The organism is Blastocatellia bacterium (assembly GCA_035573895.1).
Taxonomy (GTDB): Bacteria; Acidobacteriota; Blastocatellia; order HR10; family HR10; genus DATLZR01.
Genome location: DATLZR010000021.1, coordinates 41138 through 65722 on the forward strand (window position 1 = coordinate 41138; position 24585 = coordinate 65722).

28 protein-coding genes and 1 tRNA gene are annotated in these 24585 nt (G+C 59.5%); 11 read left to right on the forward strand and 18 right to left on the reverse strand.

Annotation, left to right across the window (positions count from 1 at the left end):
• The first annotated feature begins 43 nt into the window (after positions 1-43).
• Both VNM72_02725 and VNM72_02730 read left to right on the forward strand, forming a co-directional pair.
• Positions 44-658 carry an RpiB/LacA/LacB family sugar-phosphate isomerase gene (locus tag VNM72_02725; protein ID HXF04311.1) on the forward strand — a complete coding sequence of 205 codons (615 nt, stop codon included), beginning with the start codon at positions 44-46 and terminating at the stop codon, positions 656-658.
• A 197-nt stretch (positions 659-855) separates the two neighbouring features.
• Positions 856-1575, forward strand: a complete 720-nt coding sequence (locus VNM72_02730; protein ID HXF04312.1) for a class I SAM-dependent methyltransferase — start codon at positions 856-858, stop codon at positions 1573-1575.
• Between the two features lie 139 nt (positions 1576-1714).
• On the opposite strand, the gene VNM72_02735 is transcribed toward VNM72_02730, so the two are convergent.
• The 8 genes from VNM72_02735 to VNM72_02770 all read right to left on the reverse strand — a co-directional run bounded on the left by VNM72_02735 (position 1715) and on the right by VNM72_02770 (position 7489).
• The gene (locus VNM72_02735; protein ID HXF04313.1) at positions 1715-2164 is read right to left on the reverse strand and encodes an SRPBCC family protein; all 450 of its coding nucleotides are present in this window, start codon (positions 2162-2164) and stop codon (positions 1715-1717) included.
• Positions 2165-2196: 32 nt separating this feature from the next.
• A complete protein-coding gene (locus VNM72_02740; GenBank protein HXF04314.1) occupies positions 2197-2469 on the reverse strand; it encodes a EutN/CcmL family microcompartment protein in 273 nt (90 codons plus the stop codon).
• A gap of 73 nt (positions 2470-2542) precedes the next feature.
• Positions 2543-2836, reverse strand: a complete 294-nt coding sequence (gene eutM / locus VNM72_02745; protein ID HXF04315.1) for an ethanolamine utilization microcompartment protein EutM — start codon at positions 2834-2836, stop codon at positions 2543-2545.
• 90 nt (positions 2837-2926) lie between these two features.
• Positions 2927-3745: a class II aldolase/adducin family protein gene (locus tag VNM72_02750; GenBank protein ID HXF04316.1), complete on the reverse strand. Its 819-nt coding sequence runs from the start codon at positions 3743-3745 to the stop codon at positions 2927-2929.
• 107 nt (positions 3746-3852) lie between these two features.
• Positions 3853-4959 carry a PPC domain-containing protein gene (locus VNM72_02755; GenBank protein HXF04317.1) on the reverse strand — a complete coding sequence of 369 codons (1107 nt, stop codon included), beginning with the start codon at positions 4957-4959 and terminating at the stop codon, positions 3853-3855.
• A gap of 129 nt (positions 4960-5088) precedes the next feature.
• Positions 5089-5661, reverse strand: coding sequence for a universal stress protein (locus VNM72_02760; protein HXF04318.1), 573 nt, complete (start codon positions 5659-5661; stop codon positions 5089-5091).
• Positions 5658-5906, reverse strand: coding sequence for a hypothetical protein (locus VNM72_02765; protein HXF04319.1), 249 nt, complete (start codon positions 5904-5906; stop codon positions 5658-5660). The genes VNM72_02760 and VNM72_02765 overlap by 4 nt, the downstream gene beginning before the upstream one ends.
• Positions 5903-7489: an APC family permease gene (locus tag VNM72_02770; protein ID HXF04320.1), complete on the reverse strand. Its 1587-nt coding sequence runs from the start codon at positions 7487-7489 to the stop codon at positions 5903-5905. The genes VNM72_02765 and VNM72_02770 overlap by 4 nt, the downstream gene beginning before the upstream one ends.
• 379 nt (positions 7490-7868) lie before the next feature.
• Between VNM72_02770 and VNM72_02775 the strand changes: the two genes are divergently transcribed.
• Positions 7869-8075, forward strand: coding sequence for a hypothetical protein (locus VNM72_02775; GenBank protein HXF04321.1), 207 nt, complete (start codon positions 7869-7871; stop codon positions 8073-8075).
• A gap of 24 nt (positions 8076-8099) precedes the next feature.
• Here the strand turns inward: VNM72_02775 and VNM72_02780 are convergent, their stop codons facing one another.
• Together VNM72_02780 and VNM72_02785 are read right to left on the reverse strand one after the other, a co-directional pair.
• Positions 8100-9701, reverse strand: coding sequence for a tetratricopeptide repeat protein (locus VNM72_02780; protein ID HXF04322.1), 1602 nt, complete (start codon positions 9699-9701; stop codon positions 8100-8102).
• A gap of 234 nt (positions 9702-9935) precedes the next feature.
• A tRNA-Lys gene (locus VNM72_02785) sits at positions 9936-10011 on the reverse strand.
• A 565-nt stretch (positions 10012-10576) separates the two neighbouring features.
• Between VNM72_02785 and VNM72_02790 the strand changes: the two genes are divergently transcribed.
• The 6 genes from VNM72_02790 to VNM72_02815 all read left to right on the forward strand — a co-directional run bounded on the left by VNM72_02790 (position 10577) and on the right by VNM72_02815 (position 14242).
• The gene (locus VNM72_02790; protein HXF04323.1) at positions 10577-10750 is read left to right on the forward strand and encodes a hypothetical protein; all 174 of its coding nucleotides are present in this window, start codon (positions 10577-10579) and stop codon (positions 10748-10750) included.
• Between the two features lie 179 nt (positions 10751-10929).
• Positions 10930-11067 carry a hypothetical protein gene (locus VNM72_02795; GenBank protein ID HXF04324.1) on the forward strand — a complete coding sequence of 46 codons (138 nt, stop codon included), beginning with the start codon at positions 10930-10932 and terminating at the stop codon, positions 11065-11067.
• Positions 11068-11427: 360 nt separating this feature from the next.
• Complete coding sequence (locus VNM72_02800) at positions 11428-12168, forward strand: acetyltransferase (protein HXF04325.1); 741 nt, start codon at positions 11428-11430, stop codon at positions 12166-12168.
• A gap of 37 nt (positions 12169-12205) precedes the next feature.
• On the forward strand, positions 12206-12763 hold the full coding sequence (locus VNM72_02805) for a hypothetical protein (protein HXF04326.1): 558 nt from the start codon (positions 12206-12208) through the stop codon (positions 12761-12763).
• Positions 12764-12816: 53 nt separating this feature from the next.
• Positions 12817-13722: a VWA domain-containing protein gene (locus VNM72_02810; protein HXF04327.1), complete on the forward strand. Its 906-nt coding sequence runs from the start codon at positions 12817-12819 to the stop codon at positions 13720-13722.
• 100 nt (positions 13723-13822) lie between these two features.
• Positions 13823-14242: a pyridoxamine 5'-phosphate oxidase family protein gene (locus VNM72_02815; GenBank protein ID HXF04328.1), complete on the forward strand. Its 420-nt coding sequence runs from the start codon at positions 13823-13825 to the stop codon at positions 14240-14242.
• Positions 14243-14286: 44 nt separating this feature from the next.
• Here the strand turns inward: VNM72_02815 and acpS are convergent, their stop codons facing one another.
• Complete coding sequence (acpS, locus tag VNM72_02820) at positions 14287-14664, reverse strand: holo-ACP synthase (protein HXF04329.1); 378 nt, start codon at positions 14662-14664, stop codon at positions 14287-14289.
• 3 nt (positions 14665-14667) lie between these two features.
• Between acpS and pgeF the strand changes: the two genes are divergently transcribed.
• Both pgeF and VNM72_02830 read left to right on the forward strand, forming a co-directional pair.
• Entirely contained in the window at positions 14668-15480 is an 813-nt protein-coding gene (gene pgeF / locus VNM72_02825) for a peptidoglycan editing factor PgeF (protein HXF04330.1), read from the forward strand.
• A gap of 201 nt (positions 15481-15681) precedes the next feature.
• Positions 15682-16626, forward strand: a complete 945-nt coding sequence (locus tag VNM72_02830; protein HXF04331.1) for a DMT family transporter — start codon at positions 15682-15684, stop codon at positions 16624-16626.
• Here VNM72_02830 and VNM72_02835 read toward each other — a convergent pair.
• From VNM72_02835 to VNM72_02865, 7 genes are all read right to left on the reverse strand, one after another.
• Complete coding sequence (locus tag VNM72_02835; GenBank protein ID HXF04332.1) at positions 16623-18011, reverse strand: dipeptidase; 1389 nt, start codon at positions 18009-18011, stop codon at positions 16623-16625. The two genes, VNM72_02830 and VNM72_02835, sit on opposite strands and share 4 nt — an antisense overlap.
• A 75-nt stretch (positions 18012-18086) precedes the next feature.
• Positions 18087-19271 carry a vitamin K epoxide reductase family protein gene (locus VNM72_02840; GenBank protein HXF04333.1) on the reverse strand — a complete coding sequence of 395 codons (1185 nt, stop codon included), beginning with the start codon at positions 19269-19271 and terminating at the stop codon, positions 18087-18089.
• 661 nt (positions 19272-19932) lie between these two features.
• Positions 19933-20316 carry a carboxymuconolactone decarboxylase family protein gene (locus VNM72_02845; protein HXF04334.1) on the reverse strand — a complete coding sequence of 128 codons (384 nt, stop codon included), beginning with the start codon at positions 20314-20316 and terminating at the stop codon, positions 19933-19935.
• Positions 20317-20460: 144 nt separating this feature from the next.
• Positions 20461-21237, reverse strand: coding sequence for an SDR family oxidoreductase (locus tag VNM72_02850; GenBank protein ID HXF04335.1), 777 nt, complete (start codon positions 21235-21237; stop codon positions 20461-20463).
• Entirely contained in the window at positions 21234-22163 is a 930-nt protein-coding gene (locus VNM72_02855; protein HXF04336.1) for a PAS domain S-box protein, read from the reverse strand. The genes VNM72_02850 and VNM72_02855 overlap by 4 nt, the downstream gene beginning before the upstream one ends.
• A 239-nt stretch (positions 22164-22402) precedes the next feature.
• Positions 22403-24340: a PAS domain S-box protein gene (locus VNM72_02860; GenBank protein ID HXF04337.1), complete on the reverse strand. Its 1938-nt coding sequence runs from the start codon at positions 24338-24340 to the stop codon at positions 22403-22405.
• Positions 24341-24359: 19 nt separating this feature from the next.
• Positions 24360-24585, reverse strand: a 226-nt coding sequence (locus tag VNM72_02865; GenBank protein ID HXF04338.1) for a hypothetical protein, incomplete at its 5' end; no start/stop codon positions are given.

Genomic DNA, 24585 nt, shown 5'->3' on the forward strand with positions numbered 1-24585 from the left:
GCCCCATAAATTCCAACCAACCGTGAGGTCCGACGGAGAAACGATGCAGAAGAAGGTTCTTACCGAAAGCGATCTCGCGGGCGTGCGCTCGCGCAGCCGTATCTACATCCCGCCGGAGACCATTGTGACGCCCTCGGCGCGAGATGCCGCCGCCGAACGGCACATCGAGATCATTCGCCTGCCCGCGCGGGCCCGTGAGACCATCGCCCTCGGAGCCGACCATGCCGGATTCTCCCTGAAGGAAGAAGTGAAGAAGCTTCTGGTCGAACTTGGCTATGACTTTCACGACTTTGGGACCTATGACGACCGTCCGGTAGATTATCCCGACATCGCCTACAAGGTCGCGGCGGCGGTCTCCCGGGGCGAGTACGGTCGTGGGATCATCCTCGATGGGGCGGGAATCGGCTCGGCCATCGTGGCCAACAAACTACCGGGCGTTCGGGCCGCTCCCTGTTACGATGCTGCCACCGCCCGCAACAGCCGCGAGCATAATGACGCCAACATCCTCACCCTCGGAGCAAGACTCATTGATCCGATCAAGCTCCGCGAGATTATTCCTGTCTGGTTGTCGAGCACCTTAACGGAGGAGCGCCATCGCCGTCGCGTCGAGAAGATCCTCGACATCGAGCGGAAACATCTCCGGGGAGAATCTCGGTGATGCCCCGCAAGCCGACTTCGACTCGAGCCTCTTACCTTCCCTGTGACCTGTGCGGATGCTCTGACGCCCACTTCATTCTCGAATCCGACCGATTGGATGGACCGCTTGTCAGGTGTCGGAACTGCGGGCTCGTGTATGTTGGAGTGCGGGGGGAGGACTTCACCTTCGCCTCGAGCGACGAAGAGAAATCTCGGCGTTTGAAGGAGCGGGTTGATGCCCTGGGACTGGTGGATGAGGCAGTGGAAGCACATGAAGCACCCGTTCGTCGGGCCCTGTTTGCCCATCGGCTTCGCTGGCTCCAGCGCTTCGTTCCATCAGGTCGGCTTCTGGAGGTGGGGTGCGCCGAGGGGGAATTTCTCGTCCTGGCTCGGTCCGCCGGATTCGATGTTGTTGGGATCGAGCCGGACCCGGTAACGAGCGCGCGCGCCCGCCAGGTTCATCACCTCGATGTCATTACCGGAACCCTGGCTGACTCTCTCTTCGCGGCCGCATCGTTTGACCTCGTCGTGATGTTCCATGTCATCGAACACGTCAATTCTCCCCGCGCAGTTCTGGAGGAAATCTCTCGGCTTCTCAGACCGAGGGGGTTCCTCATCATAGAAACGCCGAATATCGAGACGCCCTGGCTTCGAATCTTTCGACACCGGTGGCGGCATTTCATCCCCGATCACTACTATTTCTTCTCGCCCCGCACCCTCCGGCAGGCGCTGGAGGCGACCGGATTCACCGTGCGATGCATCGAGCGCGTGGGCAAGCTCGTCAGCCTGCGACTTTTGGCCGACCGCCTTCGCCGGATGAACTCGCTCGCAGGAAAGCTCTTATCGGGGTGCGTCGAGCGGTTAGGCATCGCCCATCGAACGATCTGGCTCAACCTGGGGGACATTCTTCTTGCCTGCGCCCAGAAGCCTGACCACTGACTCGCAAACCCTCCCTCTCTTTGAACAGGCGCGCGGACGGTTTTTCACCATCACCGATGACTCTCGCGGGGCTCTTTTGAGGGGGAGCGCACCCTATTCACCCTTGATCGGAGAGCACGGGTTCGGTGAGGGAAACGATTCAACCGAGATATCGCTCCACCCGCATTCGCCGAAAGGCGAAGATCGCGTCGAGCTGCCGCCGGATGACGATCCGGTGAACGATTCGCCCGAGGAAACCAAAGGGAATCTCATACGTAACGTCATCCGCGATGAGCGTTCCCGTCGAGAGAGGGTAGAAGTGATGCACATGCCGCCACCGTCGGTAGGGGCCTTTGACCTGCTCATCGGTGAATCGAAAGGGGGGATCGAACTCGGTGATTTCGCTCACCCATCGGAGGGGAAGAACGAACGGGCGAATTTCATATTCCAGGCGCTGGCCTGGGCCCCAGATTTTCGTCTCCGTGCTGAGGATACGGAGCCGGACAAAGGGAGGCGTCAACTGCACGAGGGTGTTGAGGTCGGTGAAGAAGTCGAAAACTCTTTCGATGGGGGCTGCGACCGTTTGCTCCGCATAAAGAGAGTATGTCATCCCGGTGACGCCCGTGACTGGCTCAGGCTGGCTTATTGCGCCTCTACCCGGACGGTATCAACAATCCCGACAATGGCGGCATCAACCGGGCAATCTTTGCAGCCTTGAGCCATCCGGGCCGAGCTGCCGGAGACGACCACCACCGTTTCACGAAAGCCCGCGCCCACCGTATCCACGGCCACGAGATACCCCGATTCATCCCGCCCGTCGGGGCTGACGGGCCGAACGACGAGCAGCTTTTTCCCCTGAAGCCGCTCGTCCTTGCGCGTGGCGACGACGGTTCCCAAAATGCGGGCGAGGATCATAGCTTCTCGGAAAAATATGCCCTGCGCCAGAGCGCAACGACCGAAGGCCGCTCGCTCCCGCCAGAAGGTATCATCAAACCGATTGGCCTCGTGACTTCGGCGTCACCGGCAGGGTTTCATCCACTGACTGATGCGGTCGCGGGATCACGTGGACGCTGACGAGTTCGCCGACGCGACGGGCGGCGGCGGCACCGGCATCGGTCGCAGCCTTCACGGCGGCCACTTCCCCGCGCACGATCGCCGTGACGTAAGCGCCACCAATCTTCTCATACCCGACCAGGGTCACATTCGCCGCCTTGACCATGGCGTCGGCAGCCTCAATCATGGCCACCAATCCTCGTGTCTCGATCATTCCCAGTGCTTCCATGTTCCCTCCCCTCTGGCGTGAGTCTGTCCTGTTGCTGGACGGATGCAATCTACACCGACAGGCCGCCCGCAGGCAAGCGGGAACAATCCATCAGCTCCGGGCTCCCAACAACCGGGCCACGATCTCAACGGATTCGGCAATCAACTCGACCAGCTCCTTCCGCGTGAGAGTGATCGTCTCGTCGGCACCATCGGACCCGACAGACGAAGCGGGGGATGTCGGGGCTGGTCTGGGCCCGGGTAACCCGCAGAGTGCGGGCGAGGGTGACTTCAAACCGGCACGCTGACGGAGCGTGAAGAGTTTCTCCACCGCATCCGGCGGTAAGGGCTTCTCTTGTCCGAGCAGTTTGGCGACGAGCGAAATCCGGGCGAAATGTTCCAGCGTCTCCATGCGGAAGTAGGCCGTTTCCAGATCCGGCCCGTAAGTCAGCGCGCCGTGGTTTTCCAAAAGCAATGCATCATAGTGCGGGATATAGGGGGCAATCGCTTCCACCAGTTCGGTGGTTGATGGCGTACCATAACGGGCCAGCGGAATGCACCCGAGCGTCAGTACGACTTCCGATACAAGGGGCTGATCGAGCGCCATTCCCGCTGCGGCAAAGCCGGTCCCGCATGGGGGATGTGCGTGAACCACCGCCTGAACATCCGGTCGTCCCCGGTATATGGCCAGGTGCATCGCCAGCTCCGAAGAGGGGTTCAATCGGCCTTCGAGTTTGCGCCCGTCGAGGTCCACAACCGTCAGCATATCGGGTGAGAGATAGCCTTTGCAGACACCGGTCGGCGTCGCCAGAATGCGCTCTCCATCGGGCAGGCGCACGCTCACATTTCCGTCGGTGGCAACGATATAGCCTCGCTCGTAAAGCCGTCGCCCGATTTCAACAATGGCGTGCCGATAACTCTGATCGTTCATCTCGTCAACCAAAATACCGTTGCGGTACTCCTTGCGTCAAGCTCAAGCTCATGACTCCGACATCCTCGGGCAGGACCCCGCTCTCCGGCGCGCACGAGCCGGTACGATTAAAACACCTTGACCGACGTGAGGCGTCCAAGGGACTCCGTCAAATGCGTCCCTTCGGCGCGGATGAAGAAACTATGCAGGGGGACAACCGACCAGCTTTCTCCCTGATCGGTCGAGGTGAAGGATTGCCGCCGATCAAGGCCATATCCGTCAGCCCAGATCGAGAGAGTATTGCGCGGGACCGTGGCGGGGATCTGAAAGCCGATGTACAGGACTCCCTGAGTGATCACTGGCAGCGAGACCGGATAGACGCTAAAGCTCCCGGACTCTTGGACCGTCTCCGTCCGATCAACGAGAACCGTTGCGTGACCAAGCACTGGGGGAACCCTCCCACCGGATGGATCATGAAGCACAAGGAGCCGAATCAGTTGACCGACCGGACTGGGCTCGCTCTGTGAGCGCCGAAAGAAGAGTATCAGAACCCGCTCCAGGCGAAAGGGGTAACCCACCGGAACGAAACGATTGAGCACAATCCGTCCCGGCGCTGTGGCAAAGTAACGATCAATCGGGAGCCCATTATCCAGTGCAAGCAATTGCCGATTCCCACCGCGCGTGAGAGTGAGAACAAAGGATGTGCCGGGACCGGGAGATGTCGCGGCATCTCCATCATAATTGCTGATGCCGACAAAGTAGGTGCCCGCTTCGAGCAGAATTCCCGGATCCCACCCTTCCGGGTTATTGACGCCGAAGGAGCTTTGAACCACTCGACCCTCTCCCGTGAGCAAATACAGATCGAGGTCCCCACCCGATGTGAGGATCGAGAGAATTGCCGAGACCAGATCGGGCCGATCGAGAGTGAACCGACCGAACCACTCGATGTCATCAAAGCCTCCTTCCAGGCCAAAATCGGTCGCATCGAAGACTTCGCCGGTGACTCGGTCGGCGCGATCAATCGTCCCGCGAACTTCGATGGTCGCAGAGGCGGGAAGCGTCAACGGGAGTGCCGTCGCGCGGCTATTGTTCAATCCATTGGAGGATGATACAGCCGCTCTCGGCCCTTGAGCCGGGCAGAAAAGAAGGAGAGCCAGCACCATCATACCTGCTCCCGGCACAAGAAACCGGTGGCTTGAGGGAATGTGGCCGGGGTGAACATGACTCGCCCGCATAAAAGCCTCCAGGGGATGATCACGGACTCATGTCGGCAGGAGATCCGCTCAAAGGGGTCAGCCCAGGAGAGCGTTTCCCTGTGCGATGAAAGAGCCGATCTGATGGATCGTCTTGAGCGGCACCGCTCATTAGCCTTCCGGGACCATGTCAATGATCACTTCGATTCCGGCGCGGCGGAGAATCGTCTCGATTCCTTTGCCGACAGCATCTCCTGCCGCCACTCGCCGGGGATTGAGACCGATGACGACGAGGTCCGCATCATGATCGGTGACAACGCGGAGGACGCCACGACCCACGTCGCGATCCCTCTCGATGACGGGGATGGATTTCAGCCCGTGCAACTTGACGATTTCCGACGCGCGTTGAATGGCCTCGCGGGCCTTCTTCTCCTCCTGATCAAGCGGTGTTCCCAGGGGAAGCGACAACGGAACCTCGATGATATAGGCGAGGATCATCTCGGCTTGCTGGTCATAGCCGAGGCGACAGGCCAATTCGACGGCACGATCGCTATAGCTCGTGCCTTTGACCGGCACGAGAATGCGCTTGAGCGCGCTCACTCCGCGAAAGGCGCGGGCCACCGCCGGCCCGATGGGAGCCGGGGGATGAAGCATCCACCACAAGAGCCCACCGAGCGACAGAGCGAAAATCAGAGCCAGAAGAGTTCCCAGCCAGGAGATGTGAACTTCGGCCGGAGACATCATCTCCTCCGTCGAAAGAAAATCCAGATTGCCCTTAGCCGGTAGAACCCGAAAAGCAGAAATCCGGCCCCGACAATGACGCCCATGACGGTGATCTGGCTGAGCGCCAGTCGAATGAGGATCACAAGCCCCAGAACGATGAAGAATCCCGTGTTGATGATCTGGATGTAATCGTACCAGTTCAGGAGCCGACGCCTTGGCTCCCCGGACTGAGGGAAGGTGCGGTTTGAAGAATACGGATCCCTCATGAATCGAGACCTCTCTCCGCGCTGTGTGCCATTCGGCGATACCAGCGGTCGCGCTCGGCCAGAGCAAGGCGATACTGTTCCAGCAGGTCATACTCTTCGGCCGATTCGAGAACGGCCTTCTGCTCCGATTCCCAGTCGCGTTCGACCCGACGCAACACGGGCAATCTTCGCCGTCGCCGGTACCAGGCGTAATAGAGAAAGCACAGGGCCACCCAGGATGGGCCCGCAATGGCGGCAATGCGATGGGTGAGAAGGACGATGACGAAGATGCTGGCAACCCCTATCAATCCCACCAGCCCAAGGAGAGGGAAATGAACGGTCACACCTTGACGGCGAAGGGCGATGTTGAAGGGAACGCGATAGGGTCGGGGAGTATAGGGGTCCGAGAACCGAAGGCGAATGAGGGAGACCATCACCAGCAGATAGCCGAGCGTGGCCCCGAAGGCATACATGTTTGCCAGGGTATCAATGGCACTCTCGGTGAGCGAAGCCAGAATGACCTGGATTGCACCGATAGCCGAGAAGATCACAATGGTTCGCGCGGGGGTGCGGAATCGAGGATGAACGTGCTCGAACCAGGAAGAGATGAAGTCGAACTTGCTCATCGAAAAGGCCACCCGAGAGACACTCATCACCCCCGAATTGGCGGAGATCGTCAGCACAAGAGCCGCCAGCACCGCCACGAAATCCTCCGCCAGTGGACCGATCCAGGGAAGACCACTCGCCACCAACGTGACGGACTTCCCGACATTTCTCTCATCGAGGAAAACGCGCCAGTCCACCATTCCCAGCGTGAGAACCGACAGTGAAAGGGCAAACAAAAAGACGGTGAAGATCAGGGCAACGGACGTTCGAGGAACAACCGTCGCCGGTCGCCGCGTCTCCTGAGCCGCCTGCGAAATGGATTCCAGGCCGACAAAAGAGATGATCGCCAAGGACGCACCGTAGAAAAACTGGCCGGTGTCAAACGAGGAGAACGTTTCGCTCCATTGACGGGCCAGCAGCTCGGGCTTCCAGGCGAAGATCAATCCCATGCAAATGATCGCCGTTTCCGTCAAGATGACGAGCACGCCCACGACCTCGTTGAGTAAACTCGACTCCCGCATGCCCCGGACATTGAGCCACGTCAAAAAGGCAATCAGAGCCAGCGTCGCTAAAGCGAGCCCGATGCGGACATGATGAAAGGGGCCGAGGGCGATCGTCATCTCCGAAAGCGCCGGCACGAAGTGGGCGAAATAGGTGACAGCAAAATAAGCGAACAGGGCGATGTCAATCGTGTAATCGAGGATGAGAGCGGCGCCCGAGACGAATCCCCAAAAGTCCCCAAGGCCACGCAGGGCGAAGTACTGTCCACCTCCAGCGACTGGGTAGGCCGATGCCAGCTCGGTGTAGGCGAGCCCGATGAGGATATAGACCGTGCCGGCGAGCAAAAAGGCAAGGGGCGAGGCTCCCTGAGCATAAGCAAAGACCAGACCGAGAGCCACAAACGTATCGGCTCCAACATCGGCAAATCCCCACATGTAGGAGCCCCAGACGGTCACATCCCGTCGAAGCTCAGCCTTTACCGGTTGTGCTGCGGCCACACTCGCTGCGCGCTCCTTGCCTTCATCAAATATGGTTTACCGAGCCGATAACGTTTCGCCAGAACCCTTCCCCGGGGCTGCACGCTGGTAAGAAAAGTCGAGAGGTCAGGGTCTGCATACTCCGAGAGGGGAGCCAGGACCTGGCGGCGTTCCGGTCGTAATTTACGACAACCTCCATGTCGGTTGACGAAGTGCTATATGTTAGTGGCCCCCTCTAGTCCAGGCAAGTCATGCAACAATGGCTCCATCAGATGCTCAGAGGTTAGACCGCTGACACGGTGGGCACGGAGGCCAGACAGCCCAACCCGGTTGCTTTCTTCCGCGCAACAGGAGAGCCCGACGGTTGACCGGAAGACCGATCGTGGGGAAGACTTCAACTATGAGCCAACTGACGCTGAATCTTTGTCCTGTCTGCCGTATCGGCGTGCTCAAACACTGGCGCGAGCTGACCGACGGGGAGAAGACGGTCGTCCTCGCCCGACCGTCGCCGGATGACAATCGGCCGGATCACCGCATTCGCTGTCACGTGTGGTGCCTGCATTGTGGAGCGGAGATTGATCTCTCGTCACTTCGCCTTGACGCCTGACGAGTGAGCCAGGTCCTCCGCCCATTAGGGTTTGGGAGTTTGCAGCAGTCCCGTGAGTGTCTTTTGAAGGGAAGCGGCCTCAGCGTTCCCCGGGTCCATGCGCAACACCTGCTCGATCAGACGACGAGCTGACTCGCGTTGACCAACAGTCAGGTAAATCCGGGCCAGGCGAAGATAGGCGGGAATGAACGTAGAATCCCAGAAGATAGCGGCCTGAAATGAGGACACGGCCTGGGCTACGTTTCCCTGCCTCTCATGGATGCCCCCGGCCAGAAAATGGGCCCGCGCGCTCATCGGCGCAGCATGAAGCACCTTAGCGAGAAGATCCAGGGCCTGCTGATCTCGTCCGGCAGCAATCAAAGCCTCAGCTTCATTGAGAGCACCTTCGGTTTCATTGCGGTGCATCTGACGGGTCACGGCTATTGTTGCACCGGGCCGCCGAAGGGAGAAAAGGGCGGCGCGATTGAACGTGGTCTTCAGTCGCACGGCGACCGGTGGCTTCTCGACTTTTTCCCAGTCGCTGGCCCGCGGAAGGTAATGCCGCGCCTGAGCCAGAGGGCCTTGAGCTTCGTCCGAACGCCCCAGCTTCTGGAGACTCCGCCCGAGGAGAAAATGAGCTTCGCCATCAGCGAGGCGGCGTCGAAGAACGTGACGGAATTGTACAACGGCATTCTCAAAATCCCCCGCCAGCCACAGGCCATACCCATAGTTAAACCGAATGTCGGGATCTTCAGGCGCTCGTGCGACAGCCGCCGAATAATGAGCCAGGGCCTGACCGAGGAGCTGATTCTCCAGCTCTATCGCCGCGAGATTGTTGTAGACATCGGCCAGAGGGAGTCGTTCGACGAGCATCTGATACGTTGCCTGAGCGGCCGCTCGGTCCCCGGCGAAATACTCACACAATCCCCGGTAGAAGAGAGATTCCTCGAAGACAGGGGCAGTGGAAGGGACTTGCCGCAGCCATCGCAAGGCCTCGGCGTACTCCCTGCGCTCGAAATAAAGTCGCCCCATTTCAAAGAGGGCGGGCACAAAGGGACCGCCCACTTTCGCCCGGGCGTACTCGTTCAGGGCTATCGTTAACAATCGCATCCGAGTTGCCGGGTCCTCCACCATCCGGGCTTTTACATAGGCGCTATAAGCGGGCAATGGGATTTGCTGGACGGCCTTGCTGAAGTCGGCCATTGATACTGATACGCCCGGATAACTCCGTGAGCTGATCTCCCAGGCAATGGCCGCTTGGAGCTGAAGCAAATCGCTCAGAGGTCCTCCCGATTGAATTTCCGGACCGACCCACCTTCCCTGGTCAAGGTCCAGAAGCCGCGCCCGGATAAGGATTCGCTCCTGACCTCGTACCCCACTGATCTCATAGGATCCCAAGGCGGCATATCGAGAGGCTGCCGCTTCGGCAATCTGAATCGCCGACGCCTGAGATAAAACCGCTGCATCGGAAAATCCCATCTGCCGGTACAACCAGCGCCGATCATCGGCATTGACGGTCGGGACATTGGCCGAAGCCAATAACTCCGTGAGCATGAGGGCGCAACTTTCGCCCACCCAGTTGTAATCAAGCTGTTGCGCCGTTCGATTCTCAAACGGAAAGACTATGATGGGACGCGCCGCCGGCAAAAACAGCGGCGAAGTGGGAGGCTGCGAAGACTGGTTTCGCCACGGAATGGAAAGAGCAACATCACCCGACAGGCTGAACAAGATCAGGAGAACGAAAGCATGGGCGCGCTTTCTCCACCTGGCAGTTCGGTAGAAGCTACCGCTTGAAAAGAAGCTGCTCAGAATCTCTGGGCAGCGGATCTCCCCGGGAGGTCGGCTCGGACGACTCTTGTTCCACTTCCTCATAAATGATCATGGTGAGCCGTGCAGGAATCGAACCTGCGACCCTCGGGTTAAAAGCCCGATGCTCTGCCGACTGAGCTAACGGCCCACCTCAGCTTATCTTCCGGCTTGCGGCTTCACTTTTTCGGTTGCCGCATTCTTTTTGTGTGCCCCGCCCTCGCCCGGATGCTCCGTTATCACGCTTGCATCCGCGACATCAGAGGGAGAGACTACGCTATCACCCGTCCACTCGTCAAGCGGTTGACAGTCCGCTCCCTCCCCGATTTGCACTTCGTTGCCGCCAGGAATGGGCCTTGGTCGTAATAGAGACGGTCGCGGTAACGGATCTGCAAGCTAAACGAACCCGGATGGGAAATTTTTCTGGCATCTGATGCGGTGCTTGTCCCCGGCTAAGCGAGAACCGTTTTACAGTTCAACGTGGGGCTGGAATTCATCAGTCGCCGCATGGATGCCGTAGTGTGGGCGCGCAGCGTCATTCAAGGTGAGTTCCTCTTGTTGACCGAGGTACAGTTGCGCTATCACCGCGAGATGCCCTTTCGGATGAATGGCTACGCCGGACTTGTTGAGGAAAAGTATCGGGTCCGGCTTATCCGGTGCTCATCAATATCCTTCCTGCCGCAGAAACCACGGTCATTCCCAGCCGGTAGGAGTCCGTGGGCCTGGGATTGGTCGTGCGGCAGGACTATCGTGTGATTAATCTCCGGGAGCTGGATGCCGAGACGGTTTTGAGCCAGCGCTTGTCGGTCGTTGCCTCGTTTGTGCCGGTCATGGGCGGGACAGAGAGAGATGGCGGTTTGGTGGGCTATCGAGTTGGGGCGTACCGATGAGCGGATGACCGATTCGAGGGGCTGCTCGGATCACTCTCCGAAATTCAGCTCCCCGATCCATCATCAAACAAATCGTGAGGATTGGATATGAGCCTGGTTTGAAGAAGCCCTGGCCGAAGGTCGCCAACAGAAGCTCCAGGAGGGGTTGCAACAGGGTTCCACAGCAGCAGTCATTGTGGGTGCTGCGGAATCGGGTACGAGCCGTCAGTTCGGATCTCGTTGAACGCCTCAAGACGCTGGAACCGGCCCGTCTGGAGGAGCCGATGGATGTGGCACTGGCGGTGGATTCGGTAGAAACAATTGAGCGCACCCTCTGATAGGGCCATCGTCAGCCAGCGTCCTGGCGACAAGGAGCGCCAAACGCCTCCTTGCGCTGCTCGATGATCAGGTCAGCGCAAAGTCAGGCCATGATGAAGGCCGTGCGGAAGCAAGGGATGTTGGCAACTCTCCTTTTCCCCTTTTACTGCCTCAGTCGGTGTGGTGTCTCCTCCTTAACTGGAAGGCGAGAACACGTCGAGCGACACCCTGAGCCGGTGCGGAAAAGCGAGTCGCTGATCCTGTCTGCTTATCAGGGCCTCTCGGTGGAGGACGAGCAGGCCGACGCTTCTTTTCATTGACACCGGCAGCGTTCGTGATATGCTAGAGGCGAACCCGGTGAACAGAAGGAGTTGCACGCAATGGGTGAAAACATACACTACGACCGTCTTCATCAAAAGCCGCCGGATTTGATCGAAACAATCTACGATGATTTCCTCGCCCGACTCGAGGAGAAGCTGGCTGATCCGCGCTGGGATCGGAATGATATCGTCCGGGACATCCTCTACGAGCTTTACATGGGAGATGTCCCCGATTTTCGTCGGTTGACCGATTATAAATTCCCCGTTGGGGCGCGTGCTCTCATGGCATGTTTTGATCCTCGCCATGTGATCCTGGAAGCGGAGTATGCCGATGAACTTGATGTGAACAGGTACAGGGAGCGAAAGCCGCTGTTGTGGTTGTGGCAAGTGGTTGATCGTTCTCCGCTAGGGGCGAATGCCTATCTCGGATTGAAACTGCGACGACTCCTTGCGCCCTACATTTTTCAACGGGTCGGTGAAGGGTTCACCTGCTGGGAGGGTGTGTCGCTTCGATTCGGCTACAACATTTCGCTCGGTGATCGGGTCACGATTCACCGCCAGGTCGTCCTCGACGACGGGGGAGAAATCGAGATCGGGCATGACGTCATTATCGGCGAGTATGCCCGCATCGGCGTGGCCCGTGAAGGACGATCCCCGTCTTCCGCGCAAAGAAAAACAATTATCGGCGATGGGGCGGTCATCGGATCCGGAGCGACAATTCTGGCCGGTGCCGTCATTGCGCCCGGCGCTAAAGTGGCCGCAATGGGCCTGGCCGCTCCCGAACGAGCGAGCGCAGAATGAACGAACCGCCATGAAGCATCGGCTCGCATGCTGTCTCTTGCTGAGCATATCTCTGGGCGGAATATCTTTACCGCTCGCCGTCCCGGCTCAGGAATCAAAGCCGCCGCCCAAACCGACTGAATCGTCTCCGCCTCAGCCGGAGAAGCAAAGAGAAACCAGGGAATCGGCGCGGGATCCCACGGTTGACCCCGAGAAGGAAATGCTCGACCGTGCCGCCATCGAAATGCGGCAGTCAGATTTTCGTCGGGCGGTCACAGCATCCGAGCAGATCCTCAAGCAGGTGAGCCAGCTTCAGGAGAAGATGGCGTCGGGACGATCCCGGAGACAATCTGAGGATCTCCTGACCGAGATCGAGAAACTGGCCAAGCGGATCAAATCCCTGAGCGGTGCCGGATCGCTCGAACAGGAGGAGCGGCTGCCGGAAAGTCCCCAACAGGCCCTTGAGCAACTGAAGGTATCTGCTGAAGCACTTCACCAGGCGATGAAGAAGCTCAACGCCTATGCCATTTCGGTCGAAGTCATAATTCGCTCGGATCAGATCATTCGCCTGTCGCGGGCTCTTCGGCAGATGATCCGGGGAGAATCCGGTTCCTGAAAGCGCAGACGGGCGCTCGTGCGGTGAGAGTGAATCGGGATCGAATACCGGCGATGAAGGTCACGGCATGTCTTCTCATCCTCAGCCTTACAGGCGTGGGAGCGGGTTCGCAACGACCCGAACAGGAGCCCATCATTCGATTGGAATCGTCGCTCGTTCTCGTCAATGTGACGGTCACGGGAAAGGACCGCAGCTATATCTCCCGCCTCACGGCTAAAGATTTCACCGTGCTCGACGATGGGCAACCGCAGGAGATTGTTTTTTTCAGCGCCGAAGAGACCCCGTTTGTCGCGGCCATCTTGCTCGATGTGAGCGGGAGCATGGAGCGGATGCTCCGGATCGGTCAGGCCGCCGCACGCGGATTCGCCCACGGCATTCGCTCGGAGGATGTGTTTGCCGTCTACGTGTTTTCCCACCGGTGCGCACGAGTCCAGGACTTTGGCTCTTACCCCGAAGTGGATCCCGATCTCTGGCGCATTCGCGCCGAAGGATACACGGCGCTTTATGATTGCCTGGTCCAGGCCGCTGAAGACCTCAAGGGGCGAGAGGAAACGCGCCGAGCCATCCTGCTTTTGTCGGATGGGGCGGATACAGCCAGCCGCGCTTCGCTCGATGATGCTCTTCGGGCAGCCTCGGATGCTGCCGTGACCGTTTATGCCGTTGATCTGATAGACGAGAAGTATACGTCGGCGGCGGAAGCTCTCCGGGCCAGAGGGGCCCTTCAAACGCTGGCCGAGAAAACCGGTGGCCGCTACATCCGTGATCCTGGCGGAGTCACGTTGTACGCGACTTTCGCCCAGATCGTCGAAGAACTTGGGCACCAGTATACGCTTGGCTACTACCCACCGATGGCCCGCCGGGATGGCCGCTGGCACCAGATTCGGGTCAGTGTCTCGCGCCCGGGGGCTACTGTTCGCGCCCGAACCGGCTATCGCGCGCTGACCCCCAAGGGCCCTTGATCAATTCCCCGAACCCCGTCTTTCATTCATGACCCATTTCTCATCCATCCTCGACAGAGAACAGACGGGGTGAATCACTCTTGGAGAGGAGAACTCAACCATGAAGCGGTTGCCGAAAAAGATGAGAGCATTCTGTCAGGAACAAAAGGTGATGCGTCTTGCCTTCGTTGATGCCCACGGCTATCCTCGCGTCGTCCCGGTATGGTTTGTGATGCGCGGGCAGGAATTTTTCTTCGGCACCCATCGGAACAGCGCCAAGGGGCGACTTATCCAGCAGAATCCCAGAGCGGGTTGGGTCATTGATGGCGGCGCGAGCCTGCGCACGTACAAGGGCGTGTCCTTCTGGGGCAGAGCCGAGGCGGTGACAGACGCGCACATGTGGAAAACGGTCTGGCGCGCCATCGGCAAGAAGTATTACGGGTCCTGGCAGGATCGCAACTTTCAGCAGTTGTACACGCCGGACACGTTGATCTTTCGGCTGACGCCGGAGAGGGTTTTCTACTGGGACTACAGCGAATGAGGCATGCTCGCGCAACGGTTGGCGGAAGACAACCGCAAGAGGAATCAGCCTTCAATAATCACGGCAGCAATGGCGAGGTCGCGCCCGTGCGAGATGGAGACGTGAACCCGTTCTCCCCGTAAAGTCCGAAGGCGCTCCCGGGCGCGACCGTGAAACTCGATGCGGGGTTTTCCGCCGGGGGATGATAAAATCTCCACGTCGCGCCAGCGAATGCCGCCGCTTTTGCCGGTACCGAGGGCTTTCAAGGCGGCTTCCTTGGCCGCGAATCGGCCAGCCAGATGCGGAGCCGGATGGTGTTTGCGACGAGCATAGGCAATTTCGTCGGGCGTAAAGACCCGATGGAGGAACCGCTCGCCATACCGGGTGAGCGCCGCCTCGATTCTCGAAATCTCGATGAGGTCAATCCCAATCCCGATGATCATACGATGAACCACTTTCGTCTGACAGCTTGCAACGACCTTCTCCTTGTTCGCATTCCATCCCTGGAACGCTTCGGTCTTGTTGCGGCCACGAGCACGCGCGTCGGAGGCGTGAGCCCGCTCCCTGAGAATGCCTTAAATCTCGGATATTTTCAAGGCGATCTTCGGGAGAACGTCGAGGAGAATCGGCGTCGGTTCCTCCGGGCGCTCGGGGCCGGGACAGGCAATCTCTTCACCCTGCGTCAGCAGCATTCCGATCGCCTTGTGGTCGTTGAAGACGGAACGACATGCGCGAGTCCCCCGCCGGAAGGGGATGCTCTGGTGACAGCACGACCGGGCGTTCTTCTGGGCGTGTTGACGGCCGACTGCCTGCCCATCCTCATCTTCGATGCGCGCACGCGGGCACGGGCGGCCGTTCATGCCGGCTGGCGAGGGACGCTCGCCCGCATCGTCGAGAAGACGCTCGACCTGATGGCCTCTCGATTCGGTACCCGCGGCCACGACTGTTATGTGGCCATCGGACCGGCGATCCAGAAATGCTGTTATGAGGTTGGGCCGGAGGTCATCGAGCTGTTTCGTCGGGAGTTTCCGCAAACACATGTCCTTTCCTCCGCTCGCCCATCGGGCAAAGCGCATCTCGACCTCATCGAAGCCACACGGGCGCAGCTTCTCGCTCGCTCCGTTCCCCCGGAGCAGATTTATGTCTGCTCACTTTGTACCGCCTGTCACGGCGAACTCTTCTTCTCTTATCGGCGCGAAGGGAGATCGAACAATCACGTCGGGCGGATGATCACCGTCATCGGAGAACTCAATGCGTGAAACCTTTTCGCCTGAGCCTTCACGCCCGCGGAAGCGGGGCCACCGGAACGCGCTCTGCGTCGTCCCCTCCACCGGAAATGTGGCGCAGGATTTCCCGCCTGTACTTTTTGCCGACGCGAGAATCCGCGCCGCCTTTCATCGCTCCCGAATGTCGTCACGGATGAGGGGGGTAATTCTCCGACATCAACGCTCGAGGGTTCTATGATCTCCTTTGCCCGACGACGGCGAGACTCCCGGCGCTCACGACTCGGTTTTCCCCTTCCCTCGACGGACCTGCTTCTGCTCATGATGTCAATGATCTGGGGGGTTAATTTCACCGTCATCAAGACGGCGCTCGACGATTTCTCGCCGCTCAGTTTCAATGCCGTGCGCTTCCTCATCGCCTCGACGGCTCTGTACCTGTTTTTTCGACACCGGCAGTCATCGTTCACCATTCAACGCGAGCACCTCGGATCACTCATTGGCCTGGGAATTCTCGCCAACACGATCTATCAGGTAGCTTTCATCGAGGGCGTGGCTCGCTCGCGGGCCGGCAATGCGGCGCTGATTCTGGCGACGACGCCGATTTTTGTCGCTCTGCTCAGTGCTGTTCGCGGCCACGAGAGGCTCGATCTCCGATCCGTCGTCGGCGTCCTTTTATCATTCACCGGCATCGCCCTGATCATGGGCGACAAGGTGCGAGAGATCGCCTTCGGGCAAACCCTCTTTGGCGATCTTCTTTTACTTTTGGCCACGCTCTGCTGGGCAATCTACACGGTGGGACTGAAACGATTCACGCTTCAATACGGCGCGGTCCAAAGCACGGTGGTGACGATGATCGCCGGGACGGTGCCGCTGGTGATGATTTCGCTCCCCTCGTTGCAGGCGCAATCCTGGGCGGCGATCCGGCCGATAGCCTGGGCGGCACTTCTCTTCAGCGCGCTGGGAGCGATCGTCTTTTGCTTCGTCGTGTGGAACTACGGCGTCGAACGGCTGGGAGGGACGCGAACGGCCGTTTACTCCAATGTGAGTCCGATCATCGCCATGATCGCTGCCGGGATCGGTTTGAATGAACGTCCCACGCCCGGCCAACTGGTGGGAGCGGCAGTGATTCTCCTGGGTCTTTATCTCGTTCGCGCCCGGGAGGAAGTTGAAATCACCACTTAGAGAACTCGCGCCAGCTCCACCAGCAAATGGGCGACGCTGACGATTCCCTGATGATAGTTTTCCAGGCTGAGCCATTCGTTGGGCGCGTGCGAGTTCTCATCCGGCAGACCGAAACCAAGCAGCAGGCAGGGTCGCGCGAGAATCTGATGGATTGTGGCAACGAAAGGAATCGAACCCCCTTCGCGGATGAAAACGGCCTGACGCCCGAAACCCTTCGCCAGAGCGCGACTGGCCGCTTGAAAAGCCGGGTGCTCATAAGGAGCGAGGAAAGGACGGCCCGTCGAGAGCTTTCGGACCTCGACCGTCACCGTGGGCGGGGCAATCTGGCGAACATAATTCTCGAACAGGCGAGCAATCTCCTCAGGGTCCTGATCCGGGACAAGCCGCATGCTGATCTTGGCCAGCGCACGAGCGGGGATGATAGTCTTCGCTCCTTCGGCCGTGTGGCCGCTCACCAGGCCGTTGACATCGAGCGTGGGACGCGCCCAGATGCGTTCGAGCGTCGCGAAGCCCCGTTCGCCCGTCAGCGCGGGCGATCCGGTCAGGCGTAAAAATTCCGACTCAACGAAGGGGAGCTGCCGCAGTTGCGCGCGCTCGCGGCGGCCGAGACGCCGGACCCTGTCATAAAATCCCGGAATCTTCACCCGACCATCGGGCCCTTTGAGCTGCGCGATGATCTCACATAGCACATTCGCCGGATTGGCTACCGCTCCGCCAAAGGAGCCGGAATGCAAATCCACCGACGGTCCACGCACCTCCACTTCCATGTAGGTCAATCCTCGCAGGCCATAACAAATCGAAGGGAGCCCGCGCTCGAGCATCGGCGTATCCGAGATCACGACGATGTCGGCCTGAAGAAGATCACGATGCGCCGCCAGGAACTCTTCCAGGTGTTCGCTCCCGATCTCTTCTTCTCCCTCCACGATGAACTTGACGTTGAGCGGAAGCGACCCTGCTGTCCGCAACCAGGCTTCGACGGCCTTGAGATGGATGTAGACCTGACCTTTGTCATCGGTGGTTCCCCGGCCGTAGAGGGCTCCGTCGCGCACTGTCGCTTCAAAGGGCGGTGTGATCCATTCCGACAACGGTTCGACCGGTTGAACGTCGTAGTGACCGTAGATGAGGATGGTCGGCTTTCCCGGTGCCCCGAGCCATTCCCCGTAGACCACCGGATGACCGCCGGTGGGCATCACCTCGGCTCGGGTGAGGCCGCTTTCCACCATCTTCTGTCGGAGATATTCGGCGCAGCGCCGCACATCCTCACGGTGAGCGCTCGATGAACTGATGCTCGGAATGCGAACGATCTCGACAAGCTCATCCACATAGCGCTGCCGATTCTCCTCGATGTAGGCCAGGACTGCTTCCAGATACGACTCTTCCACCATAGGTAAAACCCTCGGAAATTTTGCTGCAGGATGTGCCCGCCGGCGCGGGCACATGCGAAAGTCGGCGCGAGGGCGTCACGGTTTTCCCGTCAAAAACGATAAGACGATGGATTCCAGCCGGTCGAGCGGAGCGTATCCCCGAAAGACCTTCCCGTTGATGATCAGCGTTGGGGTCGAACGGACCTCGGCGAAGTCGGCCAGGGACAGGTCCCGGATCAATCGCTCGGTGACACGAGGATCGCTCACAACCTGATCAACGGGCAAACGAAACTGGCGAGCGACCTGTCGAATGACATCTTCGGTGAGCGTCTCCTGCCGCTTCCAGATCTCCTCGGACCACGGGACGAAGACGCCGCGGCGCTGGGCTTCGATGGCCAGCCGGGCGAGCCAGCAGGCAAAGCGATGGCGGCCCTGCGGCACGCGAGGGTTGCATGAGGGATCAAGAGGAAAATGCCGGTAAATCACCCGCACTTCATCCGGTCGCCGCTGGCGCAACTGGCGGAGGGCTTCCGTTTGCAGCCGACAATAGGGACATTGAAAATCGGTGAAATAGACAATCGTCACCGGAGCCGACGGATTGCCCAATACGGGCGTGAGGTCGTCGGTGACCGTCAACTCGTCAAACCGGGCGACGCCGGGAGCGCGCTCGATTCGTGCGCGCGTCTCGGGCGGCGTCGTCGGTCGCGCTGGAGTCGTGGTGAGCACGGCGAGAAAAACCATCCCCATAACACCCACGCCCACGGCCGGAGCTAGCGATCGGAGCGAGAAGGCCCAACCCCGATCATGCGCCCGCATGTCTTTGACGAGCATGATCCCGCAGAAGATCAATCCCAGGTCGGCCAGCCAGCTCACGGCACATCCCAGACAGAGCGCCCGGACCACAGCGAAGGAAACAATCGGTAAGACGATCACACCGATGGCGAAAGGAACAATGAGCAGCAGCGTGGCCAGAGATCGCTGATAGAGATCACGCGCTCGCAGCGCCAGCGAAGTCTGTACCAACAGCGCCAGATAGCCCCCGGCTCCCCATACCGAAAGGGGAATCCCCCACAGCCGACTCCAGGAGGAAGCGGCGATCCGATCGCAATTAACGACTTCGCTGACGTTACAGAGCGCCTGATCCCCCTCCCCATGCAAAAACAACCAGTAATGCCAGGTGAGATAGAGCGCCGCGGCCAGACCCAAAAGTGCCGACCACCGCATCCACCGGTAGCTGCGAAGTGCGATGACTGTTGGTTGGCTCTCGCGTTTCTTCTTCACGGTCGGGCGAAGTATAGTTTCACGGGACCAAAATTTCAATGCGGGCACTGGAGGACAGCCCCAGGGCTTCACCCAGTGAGGGATATAGTTGGACCATTTGAGGGAAACCGCCAGTCAACTGTGATCCGGGCCTCTTTATTGCCGGCACCGGCATGACGTTGTGTGCAGGACCTTCCCGACTGCCTCCGGGCAGTCGGTGTAAGATTCATCGCCGCGTCTTCTTGACCAAGGACTCATGGAACTGCCGCGGATCTCCTCAGGACAGCTATAGTATGCATTCACTCACCGGGTCAAACCGGCTCAATTTCTACGTCCTCTCCGACGAGCGTCCTGGTCGGTATTTCGCGTCGGCGAGGAGTGCGGTCCAGGTATGCCGCTCAGCTTCCCGAGTAATGCGCGACGTCTTCTGCGACTGCCAGTGCTTCATCCAATGACGAATGGGCGATCCCGGGAATCCGGATCAGCGGCGGAGGCGGATCGTTTTTCTCCCTCTCTCAGGAGGAGCTGGGTCGAGCATCTTTCATCCCTGACCCATTTCGGCAGAACCTCAAAGTGACAAAGCCTCAGACGCGGAGCGATTCACTGCAGGCCGTCACCGCTCGAGAACAGGTAACCGTCAAGGAGGAATTTCTGCGAAGCTCATCCCCGCTCTCTGCCATCATCATGAGTTGTGCGTCTCCGCAAACACGCGGTGAGCCACGGTCAATCCCTCCCAGGCGGCTGGGAACCCGGCGTAAGGGGCAATGTGTAGCAGCGTCTCGACGATCTCCTGCTCAGTGGCTCCGTTTCTCAACGCCATGCGGATGTTCAGCTCAAGTCCCTGGGGACGCCCGAGCGCCGTGAGCACCGCAATAGTCACCAGACTCTTCGTCCGCCGATCTAACCGGGGACGACTCCAGATCTCGCCGGAGAGGAATTCAACGACATACTGTTCGAAGTCGGGTGACATCCGTCGCCAGGCGGCGCGCGTTTCTTCCGCCCGCTCGCGTCCGAGCATTTCCTCGAGCAATCGTTCCCCTCTCTGAAATCGTTCTGAGTTACTCATCACCTCACTTCCTCCCTCAATAACGGGACTCTCATCGCACATTCGGCCGCGGGGCCGACGACTCCGATGAGAGAAACGGCACGCAGCACTCGCCCTGATCGCCTCAGAAGTCCCGTCCTCTGAAACGCGTCTCCTCCCAACCTGTCAGAGTCCATACCCGGCGGTGACGTCGAAGATGGCTCCGGTGATATTGTTTCCATCGTCCGAAGCGAGAAAGAGGATCAGGGCGGCGACATCGCGTTCCTCGACCATCCGGCGCAAGGCGGTGCGTTCGACAAATTGACGGGTCGTCTCTTCGATTGAGAGGCCGGTCTGGCGGGCTCGCATTTCGATCACATGGCGCATGCGCTCCCCGGCCACCGGACCGGGACAGATGGCATTGACCTGAATATTGTACTCGCCGACCTCGGCGGCCAGTGTTCGGGTGAGCATGAGCAATCCTGCTTTGGAAACGGCATAGGGAGCCCGCAGAGGATAGGCCCGCCGCCCGCCAATCGAAGAGATGTTGATGATCTTGCCGCTTCGACGAGCGATCATCTGCGGCAGGACGGCGCGACAGCAAAGAAACGGTCCCGTGAGATTCACGGCGAGCGTCTCCTGCCATTCGGCCAGCGCCACATTCACCACTGGAGCGGTCGGACCCATGATGGCCGCATTGTTGACCAGCACGTCAATCCGGCCAAAGTGATCGAGGGCCTGTTCGACGGCCCGCTGCACATCCTCCTCTCGTGAAACATCGGCCCGATAGGTGAGACAGCGGCGGCCCCCGGTCCGGACTTCGTCGGCGACGCGGTGCAATCCCTCCTCATCGAGACCGAGGAGAACGAGGTCGGCTCCTTCGACCGCAAGAGCTAACGCCGCCGTCCGTCCGATGCCGCGATTCCCACCGGTAATCAGCACGACGCGATCCTTGAGCTTCATGACTCGGTCGCCTCCTCTGTGCCCAGATCTCCGTACAGCCTCTCCATGCACTCGGGGCAGATGCTGTGGCTGAACTCGGCTTCGGAGTGCTCGCGGACGTAGGACTCGATTTGTTTCCAGTAGCCCTGATCATCGCGGATTTTCTTACAGGAGGCGCAGATCGGCAGCAAGCCCCGTAACGTCTTGATGCGGGCGAGTGCCTCTTGAAGTTGCTCGATGAGGCGCTCCCGTTCCTGCTCCGCCCGCTTCCGTTCGCTGATGTCCCGGGCGGCGTAGACGACCGCCTTCGGCCGTCCCCGGTCGTCCAACACGAACGAACGCGAGAGCAAGACAGGGAATTCGCTGCCATCCTTGCGCCGATGAAGGACCTCCCCCTCACTCGTCACGTCGCCGAGCAGCTCGCAGCTTCTCCCCTTCACTTCCGCGTCCTCGTAGCCGTAGGTCTCACAAAAAGCTCCGTTGGCAAAAAGGAATCGGCCTTCGAGATCGGTGATGAAGACGCTCTCACTGATGCTCATCATTGCCTGAGAGAGCATTCGCGCCTGATCTTCCGCCCGCTTGCGGATGATCGCATGCTCGACGGTCAGGGGTAGAACCTGAAGGTAATGGCTGTAGAGGTCTTTGACCAGGTAGTCGTACGCGCCCGCCTTGAGAGCCCGCACAGCGGTCTCCTCGTCTCCAGCACCGGTGACGATAATGACCGGAGCATCAATTTCGAGATCGAAAATATCGAAGGCCGTTCCATCGCCGAGAAAGTGATCGGTGATAACGACATCGAAATTCTCGGACTGAAGAAGATGCTTGGCTTCGGCCACTGATCCGGCAATGCGATAGTCGTAGGGCAAATTCTCGTGGACGACGAGTTCGATGAAGGCCCGCTGATCGCCGGGATTATCCTCGACGAGAAGAATGCGCGTTTTTGTCATGATTCCCCTTCCACGACAGGAGGTCATCCCCCTGGGACTTCGGTTTGGACACAAGGCGCAGTATTCTACTCCCTCAACCCTGGGTTTTCTAGACGAATCGGCGATTGCACGCACGCCGGGTGGAAGCACACGCCAGTGGAGACAGCGACAACTACCCGACCGGGAAGGCGAACATCAGATGGCTGAGTCTTCCCTCGCCGGCATCGCCCGTTAGCTGTCAGGCGCGCGAGCGCCTCACATTACTCATCGGATGCATCGAGGATAAGGCGGACCCTCGCGGCCAATGCCTCAGGTGTGAACGGCTTGGTGAGAAACATCGCCGGCGACTCCAGCAAAGCGAGTGATCGGCCGGCCCGACTGGTATGGCCTGACATGAACAGAACCTTCGTTCCCGGGCGCTCGCGTTGAAGCTGGGCGGCCAGCTCGGTTCCGCTCATCAGGGGCATCACGACATCCGTCAACAGAAGGTGAATGGGTCCGGGATGGCGACGCGCGGCCAGTAATGCCTCCACCCCGTTGGAGGCTTCCAACACAGTGTATCCCTTGCGCTGGAGGACCTCGCGGATCAGCTCGCGCACGAGCGGTTCGTCCTCGGCTACCAGGATGGTTTCCGTTCCTCCACACGCGCATCGGGACGGCGCGGCTGTGACTTGTTCATCGCGCGGAGGGATGATCCGGGGAAGGTAGATTTTGAAAGTGGTTCCCCGACCGACCTCGCTCATCACATCAACATACCCGCCGCATTGTGTGACGATGCCATAGACGGTAGCTAGACCGAGACCCGTTCCTCTCTCCCCCTTGGTGGTGAAAAACGGCTCGAAGATATGCGACAGGGTTTCCGGATCCATGCCACAGCCGGTGTCGCTCACCGACAGCACGACGTAAGGGCCGGGCCGCACATTCAGACGGCGGGCAACGTACTCAGCATCCAGCTCGACCCGGTCGGTCTCGATGGTCAGGGTGCCCCCGTCAGGCATCGCATCGCGGGCATTGACGACGAGGTTGATGAGGACTTGTTGAAGCTGACCGGGATCCGCTCGGACGGATCCGATGTCCGGGCGCAGGATTGTGATCAGCTCAATATCCTCGCCGATCAATCGCCGGAGCATCTTCTCCATATCAATGATGACGCCGTTCGGATCGAGCAGGCGCGGTTCTATCGGCTGGTTGCGGCTGAAGGCCAGGAGTTGACGGGTCAGGAGAGCAGCTCGCTCCCCGGCCCGTTTCATCTCCTCGATGATGCGCCGGAGCGGGCTCGTCTCTTCTAACGAGCGGAGAAGCAAGTCACTGTAGCCGGTGATCACCGTGATCAAATTGTTGAAGTCATGCGCCACGCCGCCGGCCAGCCGTCCGATGGCTTCCATCTTCTGCGCCTGCTGAAGCTGCCGCTCCAACTGTCGCCGTTCGGTCACATCAACGATCATCCCAAGGGCGCCGATATACTGCCCGGCGTCGTTGTAGAGCGGTTTGACCGAGACAATGGCCCAGAGCACCGATCCATCCCGGCGACGAAAGCGAAAGTCGCCGTGCTTGGTTACCCCTTCAAATTTCTTTTCGACATTTTGTCGGGCGCGCACCTGAGCTGCTTCATCGAGGAAATCGTAGAGAGGACGCCCGAGCATCTCCTGACGGGAATAGCCCAGCATCTCTGCCATTCGCTCGTTGACGTACCAGGTGCGCGCCTCGGCCTCAATGACCCAGATGCCTTCCTGCGCCGTCTCTACAATTTGCCGATAGCGCTCCTCGTTGCGGCGCAGGGCCTCTTCCGCTTTCACCCGGTCGGTAATGTCCTGGGCCATGACGATGAGCGCTCCCCTTCCGGCAAAGTTCAACGGTCGCGCCGTCATTTCTACGGTGATGATCATTCCGTCCTTACGCCGATGGCGCGATCGCCATCTATGAACAGAAACTGCCGATGACAGTCGGTCGAGCGCCTCGTCGTTGTCCTGTTGACCGACGGCGAGGTCCCGCAACGTCAACTGCAGGAACTCCTCCCGGGAATAGCCGTAGTGTTCAATGGCCGATTCGTTCACCGCCCGGATGGCCAGCGTCTCATGGTCGCAAATCCACATGGGTTGAGGATGCTGGTGAAAGAGGACCGCCGCCAGCTCTTCTCCCATCATCGGGGATTCTTCTCGCTGGCTCACTGCAGTAGCACCATCGTATGAGTCCATCATGCTCACCTTCCTCCTTTCTCTACGATTTTGATCGCTGCCGTAACGCGTCGAGTTCGGGTTGGACATACTGGCGATAGCAGTCGGGACAGATCCCGTGACTGAATTGAGCATCCGAATGCTCGGCGATGTATTGCTCGACCTGAATCCAGTAGTTTTGATCGTCCCGGATCTTCTTGCAATAGGAACAGATCGGCAGGAGCCCCTGTAACTGCTTGACGCGGGCGAGGGCCTCCTGCAACTGGGCG

Excerpts from the sequence above, each read along its gene's own strand:
- VNM72_02810 (HXF04327.1), top strand. The coding sequence starts at position 12,817 with ATGAAGGTCACGGCATGTCTTCTCATCCTCAGCCTTACAGGCGTGGGA.
- VNM72_02775 (HXF04321.1), top strand. The coding sequence starts at position 7,869 with ATGAGCCAACTGACGCTGAATCTTTGTCCTGTCTGCCGTATCGGCGTG.
- VNM72_02830 (HXF04331.1), top strand. The coding sequence starts at position 15,682 with ATGATCTCCTTTGCCCGACGACGGCGAGACTCCCGGCGCTCACGACTC.
- VNM72_02800 (HXF04325.1), top strand. The coding sequence starts at position 11,428 with ATGGGTGAAAACATACACTACGACCGTCTTCATCAAAAGCCGCCGGAT.
- VNM72_02735 (HXF04313.1), bottom strand. The coding sequence starts at position 2,164 with ATGACATACTCTCTTTATGCGGAGCAAACGGTCGCAGCCCCCATCGAA.
- VNM72_02740 (HXF04314.1), bottom strand. The coding sequence starts at position 2,469 with ATGATCCTCGCCCGCATTTTGGGAACCGTCGTCGCCACGCGCAAGGAC.
- VNM72_02845 (HXF04334.1), bottom strand. The coding sequence starts at position 20,316 with ATGAGTAACTCAGAACGATTTCAGAGAGGGGAACGATTGCTCGAGGAA.
- VNM72_02765 (HXF04319.1), bottom strand. The coding sequence starts at position 5,906 with ATGAGGGATCCGTATTCTTCAAACCGCACCTTCCCTCAGTCCGGGGAG.
- pgeF (HXF04330.1), top strand. The coding sequence starts at position 14,668 with ATGAACCACTTTCGTCTGACAGCTTGCAACGACCTTCTCCTTGTTCGC.
- eutM (HXF04315.1), bottom strand. The coding sequence starts at position 2,836 with ATGGAAGCACTGGGAATGATCGAGACACGAGGATTGGTGGCCATGATT.
- VNM72_02850 (HXF04335.1), bottom strand. The coding sequence starts at position 21,237 with ATGAAGCTCAAGGATCGCGTCGTGCTGATTACCGGTGGGAATCGCGGC.
- VNM72_02760 (HXF04318.1), bottom strand. The coding sequence starts at position 5,661 with ATGATGTCTCCGGCCGAAGTTCACATCTCCTGGCTGGGAACTCTTCTG.
- VNM72_02725 (HXF04311.1), top strand. The coding sequence starts at position 44 with ATGCAGAAGAAGGTTCTTACCGAAAGCGATCTCGCGGGCGTGCGCTCG.
- VNM72_02860 (HXF04337.1), bottom strand. The coding sequence starts at position 24,340 with ATGATGGACTCATACGATGGTGCTACTGCAGTGAGCCAGCGAGAAGAA.
- VNM72_02835 (HXF04332.1), bottom strand. The coding sequence starts at position 18,011 with ATGGTGGAAGAGTCGTATCTGGAAGCAGTCCTGGCCTACATCGAGGAG.
- VNM72_02755 (HXF04317.1), bottom strand. The coding sequence starts at position 4,959 with ATGCGGGCGAGTCATGTTCACCCCGGCCACATTCCCTCAAGCCACCGG.
- acpS (HXF04329.1), bottom strand. The coding sequence starts at position 14,664 with ATGATCATCGGGATTGGGATTGACCTCATCGAGATTTCGAGAATCGAG.
- VNM72_02750 (HXF04316.1), bottom strand. The coding sequence starts at position 3,745 with ATGAACGATCAGAGTTATCGGCACGCCATTGTTGAAATCGGGCGACGG.
- VNM72_02815 (HXF04328.1), top strand. The coding sequence starts at position 13,823 with ATGAAGCGGTTGCCGAAAAAGATGAGAGCATTCTGTCAGGAACAAAAG.
- VNM72_02855 (HXF04336.1), bottom strand. The coding sequence starts at position 22,163 with ATGACAAAAACGCGCATTCTTCTCGTCGAGGATAATCCCGGCGATCAG.